General features: G+C 67.6%; 16 protein-coding genes. 4 read left to right on the top strand and 12 right to left on the bottom strand.

The window, feature by feature from the left end:
• Positions 1-148 precede the first annotated feature (148 nt).
• The 3 genes from VT03_RS17955 to VT03_RS17965 all read left to right on the top strand — a co-directional run bounded on the left by VT03_RS17955 (position 149) and on the right by VT03_RS17965 (position 3,920).
• Positions 149-1,675, top strand: coding sequence for a PQQ-binding-like beta-propeller repeat protein (locus VT03_RS17955; RefSeq protein ID WP_197488989.1), 1,527 nt, complete (start codon positions 149-151; stop codon positions 1,673-1,675).
• A 189-nt stretch (positions 1,676-1,864) separates the two neighbouring features.
• Entirely contained in the window at positions 1,865-3,088 is a 1,224-nt protein-coding gene (locus VT03_RS17960; RefSeq protein ID WP_156514581.1) for a hypothetical protein, read from the top strand.
• A gap of 157 nt (positions 3,089-3,245) precedes the next feature.
• A complete protein-coding gene (locus VT03_RS17965) occupies positions 3,246-3,920 on the top strand; it encodes a hypothetical protein (protein ID WP_075094253.1) in 675 nt (224 codons plus the stop codon).
• A 206-nt stretch (positions 3,921-4,126) separates the two neighbouring features.
• Here VT03_RS17965 and VT03_RS17970 read toward each other — a convergent pair whose 3' ends face one another.
• Positions 4,127-5,704 (bottom strand): MFS transporter, encoded by a 1,578-nt coding sequence (locus tag VT03_RS17970; protein ID WP_075094254.1) that lies wholly within the window; start codon positions 5,702-5,704, stop codon positions 4,127-4,129.
• Between the two features lie 470 nt (positions 5,705-6,174).
• Here VT03_RS17970 and VT03_RS33615 point away from each other — a divergent pair, with 470 nt between their 5' ends.
• Complete coding sequence (locus VT03_RS33615) at positions 6,175-7,290, top strand: hypothetical protein (protein WP_156514582.1); 1,116 nt, start codon at positions 6,175-6,177, stop codon at positions 7,288-7,290.
• Between the two features lie 140 nt (positions 7,291-7,430).
• Here the strand turns inward: VT03_RS33615 and VT03_RS17980 are convergent, their stop codons facing one another.
• The 11 genes from VT03_RS17980 to VT03_RS18030 form a co-directional block, all read right to left on the bottom strand.
• Positions 7,431-7,757 carry a hypothetical protein gene (locus tag VT03_RS17980; protein ID WP_231870468.1) on the bottom strand — a complete coding sequence of 109 codons (327 nt, stop codon included), beginning with the start codon at positions 7,755-7,757 and terminating at the stop codon, positions 7,431-7,433.
• A 138-nt stretch (positions 7,758-7,895) separates the two neighbouring features.
• The gene (locus tag VT03_RS17985) at positions 7,896-8,510 is read right to left on the bottom strand and encodes a hypothetical protein (RefSeq protein ID WP_156514583.1); all 615 of its coding nucleotides are present in this window, start codon (positions 8,508-8,510) and stop codon (positions 7,896-7,898) included.
• A 458-nt stretch (positions 8,511-8,968) separates the two neighbouring features.
• Entirely contained in the window at positions 8,969-9,928 is a 960-nt protein-coding gene (locus VT03_RS17990; protein WP_075094258.1) for a hypothetical protein, read from the bottom strand.
• Positions 9,925-11,472, bottom strand: coding sequence for a hypothetical protein (locus VT03_RS17995; RefSeq protein ID WP_075094259.1), 1,548 nt, complete (start codon positions 11,470-11,472; stop codon positions 9,925-9,927). Before VT03_RS17995 ends, VT03_RS17990 begins: the two co-directional genes overlap by 4 nt.
• The gene (locus VT03_RS18000) at positions 11,469-12,983 is read right to left on the bottom strand and encodes a type II secretion system protein GspK (protein ID WP_197488990.1); all 1,515 of its coding nucleotides are present in this window, start codon (positions 12,981-12,983) and stop codon (positions 11,469-11,471) included. The genes VT03_RS17995 and VT03_RS18000 overlap by 4 nt, the downstream gene beginning before the upstream one ends.
• Before the next feature lie 85 nt (positions 12,984-13,068).
• The gene (locus tag VT03_RS18005) at positions 13,069-13,953 is read right to left on the bottom strand and encodes a prepilin-type N-terminal cleavage/methylation domain-containing protein (RefSeq protein WP_075094261.1); all 885 of its coding nucleotides are present in this window, start codon (positions 13,951-13,953) and stop codon (positions 13,069-13,071) included.
• A gap of 57 nt (positions 13,954-14,010) precedes the next feature.
• Positions 14,011-14,436, bottom strand: a complete 426-nt coding sequence (locus VT03_RS18010; protein WP_082846322.1) for a type II secretion system protein — start codon at positions 14,434-14,436, stop codon at positions 14,011-14,013.
• A 61-nt stretch (positions 14,437-14,497) separates the two neighbouring features.
• The gene (locus VT03_RS18015) at positions 14,498-15,010 is read right to left on the bottom strand and encodes a GspH/FimT family pseudopilin (RefSeq protein ID WP_075094263.1); all 513 of its coding nucleotides are present in this window, start codon (positions 15,008-15,010) and stop codon (positions 14,498-14,500) included.
• 393 nt (positions 15,011-15,403) lie between these two features.
• Complete coding sequence (gene gspG, locus VT03_RS18020) at positions 15,404-15,865, bottom strand: type II secretion system major pseudopilin GspG (RefSeq protein WP_075094264.1); 462 nt, start codon at positions 15,863-15,865, stop codon at positions 15,404-15,406.
• 65 nt (positions 15,866-15,930) lie between these two features.
• Positions 15,931-17,130, bottom strand: coding sequence for a type II secretion system F family protein (locus VT03_RS18025; RefSeq protein WP_075094265.1), 1,200 nt, complete (start codon positions 17,128-17,130; stop codon positions 15,931-15,933).
• 117 nt (positions 17,131-17,247) lie between these two features.
• Positions 17,248-18,897 (bottom strand): GspE/PulE family protein, encoded by a 1,650-nt coding sequence (locus VT03_RS18030; protein WP_082846324.1) that lies wholly within the window; start codon positions 18,895-18,897, stop codon positions 17,248-17,250.
• Between the last annotated feature and the right edge of the window lie 47 nt (positions 18,898-18,944).

The following is an 18,944-nucleotide window of genomic DNA, read 5'->3' on the forward strand; positions in this document are numbered from 1 at the left end:
GCCTTGCCGGCAAGGACGCGGTTTGAGTCCCGTCCGTTTCAGGGAACCGGCCGGGACTGTGGAGGGACGGCGAGGAGCCGGTGAATTTCCCGCGAAGGGGCGGCGGACGAATTCGATCCGCCGGAACCGGCTCCGTACGATCTTCCCCATGAGTGGATCGCTTCCTCGCCGGACTCTTCTCTGGGCCACCCTGCGACCGGCGGTTCCCCTGCTGCTTTGGCCGCTGTGGGGAACCGGCTGCCAGTCGCAGGCGAACTCCCCCGCCGCCGGTCCGCCGTCAGCTTCGTCCAGCATGGTCTTAACGGATGATGGGGCGGGAACGGCTGCACCCGATGTCGCAACGACCGCTGCCGACCGTTCCGAGCAAGCCTCGGTTTCCCCCCCCTCGAAGTCGCGTCCGGGCGACTGGGCTCAGCTCTTTGGCGCGAACTGCGACAGCCGATCGCCCGATCACAGCCTCGACTGGAGCTGGGAGCCGCAGGGCCCACCCGTCGTCTGGCGGAAGCCGATCGGCATCGGCTACAGCGCTCCGGTGCTCCGCGAAGGGCGGCTCATCCTCCAGGACCGCGTCGAAGCGGACGAGCGGCTGGTCTGCTTCGATGCCGAGACCGGGAAGGAGCGGTGGATCACCCGCTTTCCGAGCGACTATCAGTGCAAGTACGCCTACAGCAGCGGCTCCTACGCGACACCGACGCTCACCCCCGAAGCGATCTACGCCGTCACGGCCGACGGCGACGTCGCGGCGGTGACATTCGATTCCGGCGCGCCGATCTGGGAGCGGCCGCTCCTCAAGGAGACGAACGCCAAGATCGGAGCCTTCGGCGTCGGCATCAGCCCGCGGCTCTGGCAGGACCGGCTGATTCTCAACATCGGCGGCAAGGACGGGCAGGGGATCGTCGCTCTCTCGGCCGCAACGGGGGAAACGCTCTGGTCGGCAATCGACTACGGCCGCGGCTACGCAACGGCGATCGTCGCCCGGCAGCACGGACGGGATTTCGCCTACGTGCTGACAGAACAGGGGCTGGTGTCGCTCGATCCAAACGACGGTAAAGTCCACTGGATGTACCCCTTCGGGATCCAGGCCTCGGCGGAACGGGTCAACGCCGTCTCGCCGATCGTCGTCGGCAACCTCGTCATCATCTCCTCCGGCCCGGGCCCGGGGACCGCGGTCCTCGACATCCAGCCCGACGGATCGCACAAGCTCGTGTGGAAGAACCAGCGGGTCGTCGACGGACAGTACACGAACCTTCTTGAGCTGGACGGCTGTCTCTACGGCGTGACCGCCCGGCGGCTGGCGATGCTGCGATGCGCGGACCTGAAAACGGGCAAGCTCCTGTGGGAACACGAGTCCGACCTCTGCCGGGCGAACACGCTCTTCGTCGACGGCCACGTCCTCGTCCTCGGTGAGCACGGCCATCTGGGCGCGTTCGTCCCGGGGCGCGAGAAGCCCGCTCTCTTCCAGATGACCGCGGAACCGGTCCTCAGCACCCCCTGCTATTCAACGATGGCGCTGTGGGCCGGCCGGCTCTTCGTGCGGAACGAGAAGGAAGTGGTGTGCCTGGACCTGCGGACGTCGAGCCATCCGACGGTCGACGGGGAAACGTTGACGCGGAACGAACGGGACGCAGAGAGTCGGGCGGGCTCCGTGCGCGCCGCGGCCCAAGCCCGGAACTGAACCGGCGGATTTTCTATCCTCACTCGACCGCCGCCTCCGGCCGACGGTCTCCAGGCTCGCGACGCTGCGGGAGATCGGCCGCCCCGCCGTTAGGAGGTCAGCGGCCGGCGCTCACGATTCCGGTCCTGATGGCGTATCTTGGAAGGGGTATGACAGCGTGCCGGAGTTCTTCCGACTAAGGGCCGATCGATGCTCAGCCCCGTTTGGCAAGTGATGCTTTTGGATGCCGCGATCGGCCTCGGCCTGATCTCGCTGGCCTACTGGCCGCGGTTCCGCTGGGGCGTGCTCTGGGTGGCGATGCTGGCCTTCCCCGTGCTGATCTGCACGAAGGTCACGACCGGTCTCGTCATGTTCTCTCTCCTGGTCGGGATGTGGGCGACCGTGTGGCGGAGGGTGCCCGGTTGGGTTGCGGTCGGTCTCAATCTGCTGCTGCTCGCATTCGTGCTTCCGTGCAACTTTTCGGTTCTCGAATCGGGGGCTGTGCGGATGGAAGAGTGGCGAGCCCAACATCCGCGGATGTCGCTGGAGTCCCGGTTGGCCTACGAGGAGCCGCATCGGCCGGTCGAATCACAGGGCATTGAGGCCAGCCCACGGACCGACGAGCCCGAGATGACAATGGTCCTCAACCGCAGCAATCGGGCTAGGATTCTGAAGGAGCTGCATGCGGGGACCTATGACCACTTCGTGACCTCGCCGGGCTTCGGGGTCGAGCGAATGCGGCACGCCGTGCTTACGATGTCCGCGATACCGCTCCTCGACACGACCAAACTTCCGGAACCGCGTCCCGAACCCCCGGCCTATCCACAGGATCACGAGCCAGGAGGGGTGCCTCTCGCGCCGCGTTCCGAGTCGGCTCCGCGGTTCGAGCCGCCGCAGCTCCCGCCACCGGAGAACACCCTCGGCGATTCTCGGGGGATGCTGGACTTTCATCGGCAGGCCAAGTCGTCCTTCCTGGATCCGGAAGGCTGGGGTTACGTCCGCAATCAGCGTGAGGTCATTGGATTTGCGCCGCACGCCATGCGGCAGCACTCCAATTTTTCACTAGAGATGCATTCCGACGTCGACGGGGTGTGGCGGCTGTCGCGACTGGAGCTCATGAGTCTCCTCCGCCATGAGCGGCCGCGGGTCTACGTCTCGCGGAAGCTCCCGAACATGGAGCAACGGGAGGACGTTCCGACGCGGGAGCTGGACCGGTTCGAAGCGGCCGCGCTCCCGCGGTTGGAGGGGGGAGAACCGATCGTCATCCATTCCGACGTGAACACGACGCGGATGCTGGGGGCCATCGTGGCGGGGAAGGCCTGCTTGCAGTGCCACACCGTCCCGGAGGGCTTCCTGCTGGGCGCCTTCAGCTACCAGCTCGACCGCCGCGTCCCTCTTCCGGAACGTCCTCCGGAAGGACTGCCTGTGCAGTAGGAGCGCGACGGGTCGCCCGGATGGGAGCCTCGCTTCATCGGCCAGGCTCTTCCCGACGGATGGGAGCGATTCCGATCAGCCACTCCGATTTGCTGGTGGCTGATCGCGAGGGTAGCCTGCGGTGGAGTCGGTCTCTCTCCAGCCCCAGAGAATGAGCATGTCCCCGCTCCGCCGGCTTGCCATCGTCCTTGCCCTGACCGCATTCGGTCCGCGCGCCGGGCATGCGGAGCTGTTGTTTGAAGACCGCTTCGACAAGGAGCTGTCCGACCGCTGGGAGATTGTCGGACTGACCAAAGAGGACTACCGCCTCCGCAACGGCGGCCTGGAGGTCCGGATCCAGCCGCAGCAGGGGGGCGACAAGACCCCCATGCTGAAGATCATGCTCCCCTTCACGATCGAGGACACCGCCATCGCCTCCGTCGAGGTCACGGTCCTCGACGAGTTCACCCGCGAAGGGGAAGGGGCGGCCCTCTGCCTGCTCGACGAGACGGGAGTCGACTTCACCGTTCAGAAGCAGCGGATCGAGGGAGGGCTGTTCTTCGCTCCCGGTGAATACCGCTTTGCCGGGAAGGATGGCGAGGAAGGGAATCCCGCCAAGTATCACGTGCACTACACCCCGGCGACGAATGCCGCCGGTCCCCTGCGGATCGTGACCCGCGGCGACCACGCCTACTTCATGGTCGGCCCGTCCGAGGAAGGGAAATACCAGACGTTCTTTCACAGCGCCGTGAATCCCAAACCCAAGCGCCGCGGCTTCGCACTCCGGGCCGGCGGGGGCAAGCCGGGGGACAACCACTGGGTCCGCTACGACAACTTCCGCGTCACGAAGTAGTTCTTCGTTCGTTGCCGCTGTGCGTTCCCAAGGCGGCTCCGATCACGCGAGGCACGAGAGTTCGTTAAACCGGTCGCGCGACCGGACGCCGGCGCGATCCGCCTGTCCGGTCCCTGCCCGCTTGGCGGACCAACGAAAACACCCCGAAGCCGCGAGGCGTTCGGGGTGTCCGTGATTCCGTCGGTTTCGGAAAGGGCCGGCTGGGTTCAAGCCGGGGTCGCTTCCATCTCCCGCTCTTCCGTCACATTGAGGGCCTTGTAGCCACCCTGCGTCTGGAAGTAGACGATCAGCAGGAGGTACAGCACCGCCATCGTGGCGGGAACGTAAGCGGTGTACTTAAGAGCCATTCGGCCCCCATAGACACCGGCGTCCTGGACCGGCTTCTTGTCTTCGGCCACATGCGGCTTGGCGGATTCCCACCACGTCGCCAGGGCCGTGTAGTTGGCGTCGGACCGGCTTTCCTTGGCGAGGAGCTCGCCCGTCCGATCCAGTTCCGCTCCGTTGTCTTCGAGCACCGCCACCTTGGAGCCGTCGAGCCCCACGGTCTTGATGCCGAAGAAGCTGCTCTCGTTGCCCGCCTTGTACCGATCGTACGACTCAGGAGAGGTCGCCTTGAGGTTGCTCGAAGCGTTGTAGTCCTGCTTGAACCCGATCGCTGGTCCGCCGAGGAGGCCAGCGGAGAGCATCCCGACACCACCCAGCATCCCGATCGCGACCGCTCCCCCCTTCGGGAACCGCTCGGAGGCGACGGCCAGCATCGTCGGCCACAGGAAGGTCTTGCCCATCGCGTACACGGTCGCCGCGACAACGCAGGCCGTGACCGTCGCGGCATTCCCCAGCAGGGTCAGGCCGGTGGCGCCGAGCACGCCGCTGGCGAACAGGAGGCCCAGCGGCGAAGTCTTATGGACGATCGGGCCGGCCATGAACCGCAGCACAAACATCAGGGTCGAGGTGTAGACGAACAGGATCAGCCCCTTGGACGGGCTGGCCATGATCGATCCCGTGATCTTGGCGATCCACGAGTCCGTTCCGAGTTCGACGTAGCCGACCATCGCGTGAATGATCAGCAGGACCAGCATCAGCGGAGCGAACAGCGTCGCGAACATTTCGCCGAAGGTGACCCCGGCGGAGGCGGCCTCGGACTTCGGGAACCGCTGACCGAGGATCATCAGGCCGTACAGGACGACCGGAACGAGGAAGAGCGACATCTGGATCTTCCAGTCCACCGCCTTCGTCAGGACCTCACCCGCATCGCTGACGGTTCCCGCCATGAAGAACGAAGCCAGGCCTCCCAGGACAAGCCCGGCCGGCCAGCCGGCGTGCAGGATGTTGAGGTAGTGCGTCTTGTTCTTGGGGAACAGCGTGGCAGTCAGCGGATTGACGACCGCCTCGCACAGGCCGTTGCCGATCGCGAAGAGGAACATCCCCCAGAACAGGCAGTCATAGGCTGCGCTCTTTCCGCCGGAAGCGAAGGCGGCCGGGGCCGCGAGCGTCAGGACGGCCGACGTGAAATGGAGCACGAAGGCGAGGGCCATCAGCTTGCCGTAGCCGACTTTGTCGGCGATGAACGACGTCAGGATGATGATGATCCCGAAGCCCGTCAGTCCGCCGCCGGTGATTCCCCCCAGTTCGGTCATCGTGAAGCCGAACTGATCGGCCCACTGCTTGAGGATCCCTGAGCGGACCGAAAAACCGACCCCGGCGGCGAGGATCGCCATAAATCCGGCCCACAGCAGCCGGTGCGCATTGGGCGCAATCCCATTTGTCGTTTCTGCCTGGCTCATTGAACTGACTACCGTCTTGGTGAAGGGAGAGGTGCTGTCTTTCGTCGAGACGGCTGCGGGCGCGCAGACCTGCGCGCCGGATCCGGATGGGAAAGACTCAAGCCGGCCCGCAGTGCGACCTGGCGACCAGGCGGCTTGAATGGCCTCGCGATGCTACCCGCCCCCGCGTCCCTTTTCCACGATGAATCGGAATCGTTCCATGCGTGTCAAGTCCGGACGGTGACGATCATTCGGGCTCCGGGTTTCCTTACGGGCGCGGTCCGGGTAACGTCCCCGGGCGTCTGCTTGCCAAGGTCTGTCGCTTTCGGAGGTCCTACGGGACGGATTGCCGATGCGAAACGGCGGATCGAGTCGCTTGCGATCCCCATTTTGACCGGGTCCCCGCGCGCCGGGACTTGCGTCTTTCCCCGTTTGCGTTCTCTGGGATATAACCCGTCCCGTCGGGCTCAGGAACGCCAGGGAGGCAATGCATGCTGTTTCATGGAAGAACCGCCCGCGCGGCGGTCGTTGGATTGTGCTGCTCCGTTGTCATGGTCGGACCGCTGCTGGCGGATCCGGTGTCCCCCGCCGCCCCGGCGGCGCCGGGAGAACAGGCGCCCGGAGACCAGAATCCCGACGAGATCTTCGAACGGGCCGAGCGCCTCGAAGGCCAGTCGCACGAGCATCTCACGCAGGGCGAATTGCCGAAGGCGATCGCCGCCCTCAAGGCCGCCAACGCGTGCCGGATGCCGCTCCTGGGAGCCGACCACTGGGGCGTCCGGACGGCCGCCCTCCAGGTGAAGGCGCTGGAGGAGCTGCAGGCCCTCCCGGCTGCCAAGCGTGAAGCTGCGGTCTCCGCCCTGGCGAAGTGGGAGTCGGCCGCACGGGAGTTCGACCCGTCGCAGGGAATGGTCGGGCTGACCGATCTCGGCAAGTGCTGCGACGTCCTCTGCCGGACGCTGGGGGACGACTCGGTCCTGACCGCCCGGGCGCGGATCCACCTGGCGGAACTTCAGACCGGCGCCCGCCGCTCGGCCGAAGCCCGCCTGACCGCGGGGGCCGTCAACGCCCAGACCGTGAAGCTGCTGGGGAAGAACCATCCCTGGTACGCCTTCTCGCTCTCCCTGATGGCGACCGCGGATGGTCAGCTCGGACAGTGGGACGCGGCCAGGAAGGAAGCGGCGCTCGCGCTTCGGGCCAATGAGCATCTTTGGGGCGAAGACACCCCTCCCTGCGGGATGAACTACCTCACGCTGGCGTGGGTCGACATCAACCGGCGGGACTTCGACGCGGCCCGTCGCCACTCGGAAAACGCCCTCTACGCTCTGGCGGAATCGAAGGAGCAGGATCCGGCCAATTACGCGCTGGCCAAGGCCCATCTGGCCCACGCGCTGAGCGAACTCGGCAAGACCGAGGACGCCAAGAAAGAGTACATCTCGCTCGTCAGCTACTGCGATGAGCAGGAGGGCGTCCCGGGCGAGCTCGAGCGGGATATCTGCCGTCGCTACGTCGACCTGCTGAACCAGCTCGGAAACGAGCAGGACCGCAAGGCGATCGAGGAGCGGCTGGCCCGACTGCCGATGAGCGACGAAACCGTGGTTCGCTGAGTTGAGTCGGCGCGCAAAAAAATGCTGGCTGGGTGTGAATGATCACAACCCAGCCAGCATCCCCCTTCAGTGCTTCCATAACGGTGGAAGGTTGAGGCCGACGGAACTACCTCCCGCCGGTCCCAATCTCCACCGATCGTTTACTCCCACGCGAAGACGCCTCCCCGGCGATAGTGGAACGCGTGCAGGTGATTGCGACAGCACGCTCGCACGGCGTGTGCCATCGTTCGCAATTCATTCTCGCTCGCCCATTCGAGGGCGGCGCGGTTCTGATCCCGGAACATCACGCGGGACAACTGGATCATGTGCAGGAGGTCTTCCCGCGACATCAGCGTCAGGTCGCGATCGGACATCCGCGAAATGGATTCCCGGAGGGGGCCGGGATAGTTCTGCGCATCCTCGACTTCCAGGCAGGAGCCGCCATTCACCTTCGCTTCCATTCGGGCTGCGTGCGCATTCGAAACCATTAAAAACATCCTCACTCGTACTGACGCGGGGGGGGGAACCCGAGCCGGCCAGGTGAACAAGCACCTGACCATGCCCGGGCAAATCACTTTTAAAACGCGTGCGGCTCCGCCGGGAGCCGCACGCTGTGGCCACGGACGTCACTTGGGCACGTCCGTGGTTTTCTCCTTGGTGACTTCCTGTTCGGCGCGGGTCACCTCATCCCGTTGTTTGATGAGGTCCTTTTCCGCTGCCGCCAGTTCGTCCTGAGCGACCTTCAATTCCGCCTGGGCGTCATTGCGGGCCGTTGTTTCATCCGGCTTCAGGCCATCAAGGCGAGTCTGCGCCTGGGCCATTTTTGCCTTCGCCGCGTCGACTCTCTGCTGAGCCGCCGTGACGTCCTGCTTTTCCTTTGTCACGTTGGCCTGGGCATCGGAGATCCGGACCTGACGGTCGCGGGACTTCTCCGCTGCCTCTTCCGCGGCCTTCCGATCCGCCTCGCGGACCTCCTGCTCGGCCGCTTCGACCTTTTGCCCAGCCTTCCGCTGAGCGTCTTGCAGATTACGATCCGCTTCCCGAACGTCGTCGGTCACCTTGGCGGCTTCATGGCGGATCGCCGCGTCTCGGTCACGTCGAGCTTCGGCGACATCTTCTTTCGCTTCCTGTCGCGTCCGCTCCAAGTCTTTCCGGGCTTCCTGGGCCTGCCGCTCGGCTGAACATCCGGTCATCCCGGCAACCGCCGCCAGAACCCAAATCCCCGTTATTCTGCGAATCATGGTGTCCTCCTAAGTCCACACTGACAGGGAGGTTGTCTTTGTCATGCGTTTCCGACAGAGACAGAAAGCAACCGTTGTACCGCGTCCCAAGATGTTCCCCCGGACCGCGAGGGAGCTTCCCGAACTCCAGTCGATCTCCACCCCGAACGCCGATTCGGGCCGATCCGCGCGGGTCGTCGGGACCGCCATTCGAGGGAAGAGGTGGTCGCAGGGGTACCAGAGTGCGCGACTGGCGGTCGGTCGACTGTCAGCGACCCCTCAAGGCCCGATCCGCGTCCACGATAAGAGGTGACGTTTCGATCAGTGCTGACGTCTGCGCTGCGGCGATGGAATGGGTGAGAGCGACCGCTCAGTAGCGAGGTCAGGGCCAGCAGCGATGACGTTGTGCTGCGGCGACACCACACCACACCGGGCCGGGCGATCTCCCGAGACTGATAGAACAGGACGTCGGCAGAGAGTCAGCGGGGCTCGGCTTCCGGAAGGGATTGCCCCAGCTCCACCAATACGTCCCGCCCGTCCCGCGTCAGGACGACCTGGTCGCTCCCGATCCGGCTGACGACCAGTGTTTGTCCCTCATGCGTGAGGGACTCGCCCGCCTGGAAGGTCCGCAGCGTCTCGCCGTCCGGTTCCATAAACCAGGCGAGGGGCCGCGCGTCCTTGCTGCCGCAGGCGATCAGGAGATAGCCGCGGTCGACTCTGGCCGTCAGGGGAGCGGGCTGTTCGTCGGCCGCGTCGGTCGCGGGAGCGGTCCGGGCGACCGCTTCGGTCCGCGTGGGACGGCCGAACAGTGCCGGGCCGGCGGCGAGCTGCTTGAGCCGTTGCCGCTCTCCGCGGCCCTCGAGCGCCTTCAGCGGACTCAGGACGCTGGCCGCTCCTCCATCGCGGAGGGCGATGACTTCGAGCATGACCGAGATCGTCAGCTCGTCCCCCTTTGCTTCGGTTCCCCCCGCCGCCGCGACTTCGATGTGCGACAGCCGCATCAGACCAGGGAAACCCTGGGTCCGCTCCAGGAGTTGGACTAGGGAGAGAAACCGGCCGGTGGCGGAGAGCGTGAACGGGATCCGGTGGCCGACCCCCTCTTCGACGAGGGGCCGGCCGGGAACGATATGGACCGCCTGGAGCTGGGCCCGGCGGGCGGTGTCGAGGAGCCAGTTCTGGCAGTCGAGGGTCGCCGTCACCGGATCGGCCGCGAGCCCGGACTCCGCCTGCGCGGCGACATGACTCTGCGCGCGGCGGACGAGGGCCGACTGGAAGTCGAGGTCCTGAAGCTGCCGCTCCAGCCCCGAGAGCTCGAGCCTTCGCGCCGCGAGCGGAGCGAAGACGAACGCCTCGGCGAACTGGGCGAGGACGAACAGCGTCACGGTTCCGCCCAGCACGAGGGCGATTGTCCGCTCGCGAGCGGTTCGTAAGAGCGTCATGGGGCACCTCCAGCGGCGCGGTCGGGCGAAGGCTCTTCGGTGGCGGCAGCGGCAGGGGGGCGGACGGTCAGGTCGGTCTGGAACCGGACTTCGTACTCCGGATCGAGCGGGTTCGGTTCGATGGCGCGGGGCTGGAGTTCGTACCGGCTGTGGTCGCGGACGAGCCGCGTGTTCAGTCCCGCGATCTCGTCGGCGGAGCGGGCGAGTCCGGAGACCTGGATCGAGGGGGACTCCCCTTCGCGCTGTTCGAGCTGGAGCCGCGTGAGATAGCCGGTCTCGCCGCGGGGGAGCAGCGGAAGGAGCGTGCCGAGCTCCTGCCCCCAGTCGGGCCGCGCCGCTTCCCAATCGTCGACGAAGGTCGAGGCGGCGACGAGGTCCTGTCCCCGCTCGACGTACTGCCGCCGGTCGCGGACCTCTTCCCGCAGCCGGGCGAGGCGGGAATCGAGATCGGCTTGTTCCATTCCGAACCAGACTCCGAGCGGGGCCAGGCTGGCGGCGGCCCACAGGGCGCCGCGGCGGATCCGCTGCCGCCGGACCACGGCGGGATCGGCCGCCTGCCGGGGATGGAGGAAGTCGAGCAGGAGCGGGGCGGACCGCATTGACGTCAGGTAGGCGATGCTCCGGAGGTCGTTCTCGTGCGCCGTGGGGATCACGCTCACGCCGATCGTCGCGGTCGTCCGGAGACGTTCGGCCGCCTCGGCTCCTCGTGGGCCCCAGATGCGGACTTCGTCGATCGCCGCGGAAGCCATGCTCGCCGGAAGCGCCTGCCGTATCCGTTCCGCGGTCGCGAGCCAGGTCGGGGCGTCCCGCTCCAGGTTTTCGGACGAGAGGGACTGCGAGGCGAGCGGATAGCCGCGGCGGCTCAGGGTCAGTTCGACCTTGGCGGTGTTGGCCAGGATGTCGAGGACGAGACGCTCGTCGTTGTCCGCCAGGCAGGGCAGGGCCAGCTCGCCGATCCCCATCGCGAGCGGCGTGATCCCGGCCCCTTCGAGGACCGACCGGATCTGCTGGACGATGACGTTCGACAGGACAACCGCCAGGACCGGCCGCAGCGGGTTTTCGTCCACGGCCGTGGTGGCGGCGGTGGCGGAACCGTGGGCCGGCGGGGGCGGGAGGGGGAGGGGGAGGAAGTCGATCCGGACCGAGCCGACCTCGGCGCCGGACCGATGCTCGGCCTGACTGCGGACGAGGTCGGCGAGGAGTTCCGGAGCGGCGGGCGGAATTTCGAGGAGCTTGAGGAGCCCGCGGCGGCGCGGGGCGCAGACGACGGCGGGCAGGAGCGGCAACCCGTGGCGGCGGAGCTCGGTCTTGAGCCACGTCCCGGCTTGGGCGGCGTGCAGCGGCAACTTGAGTTCTTCCGGCCACGGCAGATGCAGCCGCGCGCCGAACTCCATCGGGCCGGCGGTCGACAGGACGTGCAGGAGCGAGACGGAGGTTTCGTTCCAGTCGATCGCCAGCAGCGGACCGGCCGGAAGCCGCGTCGGCGAGGGGAACGTGGCGGCCGCCGCGGCGGGAGCGGCGGGTGGGAAGAAGGGGAGCTTCATCGCGTCGGTCCTCCGGCGGGGGTGCTCCAGGCGGAGGAGAAGGGGATCATCGGGAGGTCGGTCTGCTGCAGGAGGTCGGTCGTCGGGCCGCGGCGGGCGACGACGAAGGCGGTCGGGGCGGCGGCGGTCCGGCCTTCGCGGAGGCCGAGCGCGACGCCGCTCCAGACGCTCCCCCGGACCGTGATGTAGGGGGCGAGGCGGCGAAGCTCTGCCGGTGTGACGAGCGATTCGCGGGCGAGCCAGGCGATCGTCTGTTGATCGCGGCTCTGCGGCCGGCGGCGGGCCAGGATGGCCCGAGCCAGGGACTCGCTCATCCCGGGGATCGTCCGCAACACCGGCAGCGGCGCGAACTGGATGTTGATCCGCCCTTCGTGCCGGTTCCCCGGTCCCGAGACCGCGGTGGCGATCGGTTCGAGCTGCGTCAGCAGCCGTTCGATCCCGCCCGCGTCGGCGGCCCACGGACTGCGGAGCAGGCGGTCTTCATCGGCGATCCGGATCTGGATCTTTCCTCCGGCGAGGCTGAGCAGCGATTCGAGACGGAACGGAGGATCGATCGGCAGTGGGAGACCGTCGCGAACGAGATCCCGCGCATTGACCTGCGCGGCCTCATCGTCCGTCGCCGGCCCGAGCTGCCGCCGGAGCCGCTCTGCCGCCGAATCGAGACGGGCCAGCCGCTCCGAATCGGCGTCGACCGGGCGAGGGGCCGCTTCGTTGTCGTAGTCCAGCGGGGCGCAGCGGCTCGCGACGACGAACAGGGCGATCTCCCGCGGCATCCGGGCCCGGAGCGTGTCGTAGAGCCCCGCCAGATCGCGGCGATTGAGGTCGATCTTCGCCTCGCCGGTCGGCGCGATCGTGCTCTCCCAGGCCGTGACGGTCATCAGCTCGGAGAGTCCGCGGTCAAGGCGCCCGTCGCGGCTCTCCAGCTCATCGGGGTCGCGAAGGCCATTGGCGTTGCGGTCCGCGCCGTACAGAAGGGCCGGCGTCAGGCCGGAGACTTCCAGGAGTTCATCGAGACGCCGGAACCGTCGCCGCGGCGGCTCGTCCGGATCGACGGTGGTCGCGGGGTTCGTCTTTGTGAGTTCGTCAGGCCGGGACATCCAGCCCAGGAGTCCGGAGGCGATGTCGGGAGTCAGGCCGGGGAGGGCGAGGAGCCGTTCCCGCGACTCCCGGAGCCGCGACGGCTTGAGCGAGAGCGCGTTCGGGTTGAAGCGGGCCGACTCGTCGAACAGCGCGGGAGCGTCCTTGTCGGCCGCCGCCTCCAGCGAGGCGACGATCGCGTACGAGACCGACTCTCCCGGCTCGCGGACGACGACGCCGGAGCGGGGGGGCATCGTGAGGTCGTCCGCCGCGAGGCGTGTCCGGACCGCCGCGATCCCCGAAGCGGCCGCCGCCCGGAGCTGGACCTGGTCGACCGAGCTTCGCATCGCCTCGTAGTCGTTGAGGGTCGTTTCGGAGAAGGAGAAGACGGAGAACGAGAGGGCCGCGATGATCGCCAGGACGAGCACGAGCACGTTCCCTCGCCGTCCGGCCCGCGGGATCGGGGCGGTTCGACGGAGTCCACGACGCGCGGCGGTCGAAGCGAAGGACCTCATTCGGTCAGCGGTCGAGGCTGGCGTGGCGCGTTCCAGGGCGCGCGGTTTCCCCGCCGGCAACGGACCGGCCCTGTGGCAAATGTACGACACACCGCAGGGGGAGCCCGTCCCCTTCCATCAACGTCAGGGTCACCTCGACCGCCCGCGGGAGCGCGCCGTCGTCACAACTGTTCCAGCCGGTACGCCACGCGGAACCGTCGAAATAGCGAAAACCGATGGAACGCACCGACGACTCCACCGGAATCGTCCCTCCTCCGTCGCCGGAGCCGATCCGAACTCCCGGCCGTGTCTCCGATGTCCCCACCGGCCACTCAGTCCGCAGAAGGCCGCTCGCGGGGGAGGTCATCGGCGGAGCGGGCGAGCGCATCCGCTTCTGCGTGCCGCTCATCGCGTAGGGAAGCCGCGGGGCGCCGGCCGCTCCGAACCACCACACGACCTGCTGGACGGGGGTTGAACGGGAGGCGGCCGGGAACCGCGGGCTGGGCGTTCCGCGGAGCACGAGGAGACTGGTCGGCGTGCCGACGAAATGGATCGGACGGAGCGGGATGTCGTCGGCAATCGTGAGCTGCTGTTCCGAGAAGTCGGCTCGCGACCAGCCGGCTGAGCGAGCGGGTCTCACGGCCCGGTCCAGCCCCTCTGCGTCAGGGGCGAGGGCCGCGCGAAGGTCAAAGGCCAGGTCCTCGACGAGACCGAGCCGCAACCGGCTCTCCAGTCGCGTCGCCTCGCCGGCGGTGCGGTACGTCCAGTTGAGGTGCACCGCCTCGAAGCTCGCCGCCACCAGGACCGCGCAGAGCGCCGCGGCCAGCAGAACTTCCAGCAGCGTGAAGCCGCTCCGGGTTCCGTGGCGGCGAAGCGAGAGGCGACGGCGGGGGAGAGGACGGGACAGCATCGGGTACGTGGGAGTGTCGGAGAGAGTCGGGAGGAGAGGGAGCGGGGACGCCGATGGTCAGCGGCCGGGGAGGTCCTCGGGGCGGACGAGTTGGGCCAGGGTCAGAGTCGGCACCCGCGGCGGGGCCGCTGGTTCGCGGACATGCACGCGGAGCGTCACGAGACCGGCGGTCTCCGACGGAGCGGTCTCGGACCACCACAACCATTCGCTCGTGTCGGACCAGCGGGTCTCGGTCGCGGCGGGACGGAGCGTGTGGGCCAGCAGGCCATCGAGCGCCGAACGGGCGATCAGGACCGCCTCCGCCTGCTGGCGGGACTTCTCCGCCGCCCGGATGGCGACAAACCCCCGCCGTCCGAGGGCCGTCAGCGCGATCGCCATGATGGCGGTCGCGAGCAGGACTTCGAGGAGCGTCATCCCCCGTCGTCGCGATTGGAACGCGGCTTGTGGCGGACGAGACCGCTCGAGGTGTCGATGTCGGAACATGGTGCTCTGCGGACGGGATCGGGAACGGAGGTCTCGGAAGGACTGCGTGTCGGGACGACCGTCAGGGATCGCTCTCAACCGTGACGGTGCCGGTCAGACGCCGGACTCGAAGGCGTGCGCGGCGCCGGTCTGCATCGACGAGCGGGATCTCGGTGTCGGCCGCGATGCCGTCGGCCGAGTACAGGATCGAGGTCGGCGTTCCCGAACGGGACGGGGTGTTTCCGAACAGGACTCCGGTGGGAAGCGTCCCCTCCTCGCGTGTCCAGCCGCCGGACGTTCCCTGGGCTCCGCTCGACTGCCGGATGAGGCGGTAGGCGGGGCTGCCCGGTGTCCATTCGAGGCCGGTGGAGCGGCCGGTCGAGACCGCCTGAGTGCGGAGGCGGATCAGGGTGTTCTGGAGATCGGTCGCCCCTTGCCGCAGTGCGGCGTCCGCCTGCCAGCGTCCGACCGCCGGGAGGACGACGCTCGACAGGGCGAGGACGAGTCCGAGGACAAGAAGAACTTCAAACAGCGTGAACCCCTGCCGCGTGGAGGCGCGGTTCGTCCGAACGGGGATGGGAGTTCGCAGTCGCATGAATATCGAAACGATGTCTGGAACCGCGTCCTTGCCGGCTGCGTCTCTTAGCTCAAACCCAACTTTCGACGGCCACTGGGGTCAAGGGGGTCTCACCCCCTTGCCGCCGGAGGCGCTTCGGTGAGGAACCGTGGGACACAACGGATGTCCCCTTTGTGTCACCCGCGTTGAGAACTCCCTCACACCTGATCGCTGGCTTTGCAATCGCCGCCGGTTGGTGAGGGGGCATACGACACGTTGTCCGCGTTCGGACAAGTGCTCCTTCAGAAACCTCTCGACGGCCAAAGCCTCCGGCGGGCAAGGGGGTGTGACCCCCTTGCATCCCTCACCAGGGTCCCCCTGGACCCGACTTGGTCGGCGGCTCATTCGATCTTGTGAGTGTCCGAACAGAACCTAGGCCCCTTCCGCCCAGTTGCCGATATCGTCCGGCGTGTTGAACTGCCGGTCGGGACCCGCCGACAAAATGTCGGGCGAGCCGGGAGTCTTGCTCCCGGGGAACGTGTACTGAAGCGGCTGGCCCCAGGCGTCGAGCGCTTCCCGCTCCAGATACGGACCCCGCCACCGCGTATCCTGTCCCTCCTTGGCGACGAGGACCTTCAGCCCCTGCTGCGTCGTCGGGTACTTCCCGGTGTGGTCCAGCGAGTAGAGCTTGATCGCCTGCTCGACCCCGCGGATGCTGATCCGGGTGGCGTCGATGTTGGCGTACTGCTGCCGTCCGACGAGCTTGGGGACGACCATCGACATGATGACCCCCATGATCGCCAGGACGAGAAGCACTTCCATCAGGGTAAATGCAGACCGGCGCTGGCCGGCTCGGGCCAGGCGTCGGGTTCGAGAGAGTCGAGTGCGGGTCATGGGGTTCTCCATTTTGGAATGTGTGCGAGGGTCGGAGGCTCAGCAGCCTCGAGAGGAGGGCTCGGTCAGCCGAGGCCGCCTCCGCCGGTGAAGACCGGCATCAACAGGGCAATGACAAGGAATCCGATCACGACCGCCATGACGAGCATCATGGCCGGTTCGAGGAGTTTGACGGCGAGGTCGAGCCGGGCCTGGGTCTTCTGCTCCAGCCGGTCGGCGATCGTCAGCAGGACCGATTCGAGGCGGTTCGAGGTCTCGGCGACCCGGACCATCTCGATCACCTCCGACGGGAACTGGCCGCTCGCGGCCAGCGGAGCCGACAGCGTCCGGCCCGACGAGACGTTCTCGGAGGCGCGGGCGATCGCCTCGCTCAGGACCGTGTTGCCGGTCGCGCCGCGGGCGATCTCCAGCGAGCGGAGCATCGGAACGCCGTTCGTCAGGAGCGTCCCCAGGACGCGGCAGAAACGGGAGATCGCCAGCCCGCGGAGGATGGTCCCCGCGGCGGGAATCTTCAGCAGCAGTCCGTCCCGAAGACTCTTGAGGTCGCTCGACCGCAGCGAGTTGCGGAGGGCGACCCCGAGCACCGCGGCCCCCAGAACGATCCACAGGCCGTAGCGCCCCAGAAGGGCGCTCGTTTCCAGCAGGGCCGACGTGACCCACGGCAGTTCCCCCTGGTCCCGCATCCGGGCAAACAGCGGTTCGAACCGCGGGACGAAGAACACGATCATTCCGGTCACGACGATCGCCCCGACGCCGGTCAGGAACGCCGGATAGGCGAGCGCTCCCATGACCCGGCCCTTCAGTTCCTCCTGCCGCTGGGTAAAGGTCGCCACCCGCTGGAGAGACTCTTCGAGGAAGCCCCCTTCTTCGCCCGCGCGGACCATGCTGACCGCGAGGTCGGAGAAGATCGCGGGAAACGTCCGGAGCGCGGCCGCGAGGGCCCGTCCGTCGGAGACCTGATGCCGGACTTCGGCGAGGACCGTCTTGAGGGCGGGATGCGTGGTCTGTTCGACGAGGACTTCCAGGGCCCGCAGCAGCGGCACCCCGGAGTCGAGCAGGTCGGCGAGCGACGAGAAGGCGGCGGTCAGGGGGGCGGCAGGAACGCGTCCCCCGGACCGGCGGGCTTCGCCGCTTTCTTCCACGCTCACGGGGAAGAGCCGTTCCCCCTGCAGCATGTCGAACGCCGCCTGGCGCGAGTCGGCGGTCAGCAGACCCGACTGGGGCTGACCGGTGGCGAGGACGGCGGTGTAGCGGAACTGAGGCACTGCGGGAGACGGAGGTGTTAGGTGTTAGGTTCCGTTTGGAGACTGCCACTAGCCCGAAGCGCCAGCGAGGGACTGGGTGCGAATTCCCTCGCAGGCGCTTCGGGCTGGTGTGTTGGGTCAGTCGTCGCCGGTGGAGCAGACGCGGAGGACTTCATCGAGACTGGTCTGGCCTTCCTGGACGCGGGCCAGGCCCGACTGTCGAAGGGTCTGCATGCCGGCGGATTCGGCGTGGGCCTTGAGTTCGTCGGTGCTCGCCTTCCGCGTGCAGAGCTGGCGGATCGTGCGGTCGGTCTGGAGCAGTTCGAAGATCGCGACCCGCCCCAGGTAGCCGGCGCCGAAGCAGTCCCGGCAGCCGACGGCGCGGTAAATCGTCCGGCCGCGGAGGACCTGCTGGTCCCCCGGCAGATCGTCGCTGTCGGGGATGTAGGGCTCGCGGCACTTGAGGCACAGCCGGCGGACGAGCCGCTGCGCCAGCACCCCTTCGACCGTGCTGGCGACGAGGTACGGCTCGACCCCCAGATCGACGAGCCGGCTGAGAGCGCTCACCGAGTCGTTCGTGTGGAGCGTGCTGAAGACGAGGTGCCCGGTCATCGAGGCCTGGATGGCGCTCGCCGCCGTCTCGCCGTCGCGGATTTCTCCGATCAGCACGACGTCCGGGTCGTGGCGGAGGATGCTGCGGAGCCCGGCCGCGAAGGTCAGGTCGATTTTCGACTGGACCTGGATCTGGTTGATCCCGGGGAGGTTGTATTCGACCGGGTCCTCGACGGTGATGATCTTCGTCGCGGGATTGCGGATCGACGTCAGGGAGCTGTAGAGGGTGGTCGTCTTACCGCTGCCGGTGGGGCCGGTCACCAGCAGGAGGCCGTGCGAGCGGCGGATGAGCTTGTTCCACCGTTCGCCGATCGCCGGAGAGAACTCGATCCGCGACAGGTCGACGAGGCTGCGGGACTTGTCGAGGAGCCGCATCACGATCCCCTCGCCGTCGAGCATCGGGATCACGGAGACGCGGACGTCGATCTCGCGGCCCTGGAGAACCAGCTTGATCCGGCCGTCCTGCGGGAGCCGCTTCTCGGCAATGTTGAGCCGGGCCATGATCTTGAGCCGGCTGACGATCGAGGCCCGGAAGCGGTGGATCTCGGCCGGGACGTTCTGCGGCCGGAGCAGGCCGTCGACGCGGAACCGGACCGAGAGCTGGTCCCCTTCCGGTTCGAGGTGGATGTCGCTCGCCCGCTGGTCCACGGCGTCGCCGAGGAGTTCGTTCACGAGCCGGATGACCGCCGAGGCCCCGGAGGCGTCGTCGCCGCTCCCCAGGTCGTCGAAGGTGTCGAGGCCGTCGGCCGATTGGGCCAGGAGATCGCCGACCGTTCCGCCGCCGACCCCCAGGACCGCGCGGAGGTGCCGCTGGATCTGCGGCTGAGGAGCGAGGACGACGTCGATGTAGTCGCCGGTGAGGGCGGTGAGCTGGTCGGGTGTTTCGAGGTCGTAGGGATCGCTGATCGCGAGCGTCACGCGATCGGCGGTCCGGGTGAGCGGGAGGACGTTCCGTTCAAAAAGGATCCGGCCGGGAAACCGCTCGATGAGGGTCCGGTCGACCGCGAAGCCTTCGAGGTCGCGATACGGAAGGGCGAACCGCCGGGCGAGGGCCGCGACCGCGGCGATCTCGTCGCTGGGGCTCGTCAGGAGCGCCGGCCCGGTCGGAGCGGCCGCGCCGTGGAGGGGAGCCGTGGCGGGCCGAACGGGGGCGTCAGAAGGCTGGACGGAGGACATAGTTTCCGCGGAAAGCGAAGGGATTCTGCTGGGAGGAGAAACGCGGA

Origin of the sequence: Planctomyces sp. SH-PL14 (assembly GCF_001610835.1) — a bacterium.
GTDB lineage: Bacteria > Planctomycetota > Planctomycetia > Planctomycetales > Planctomycetaceae > Planctomyces_A.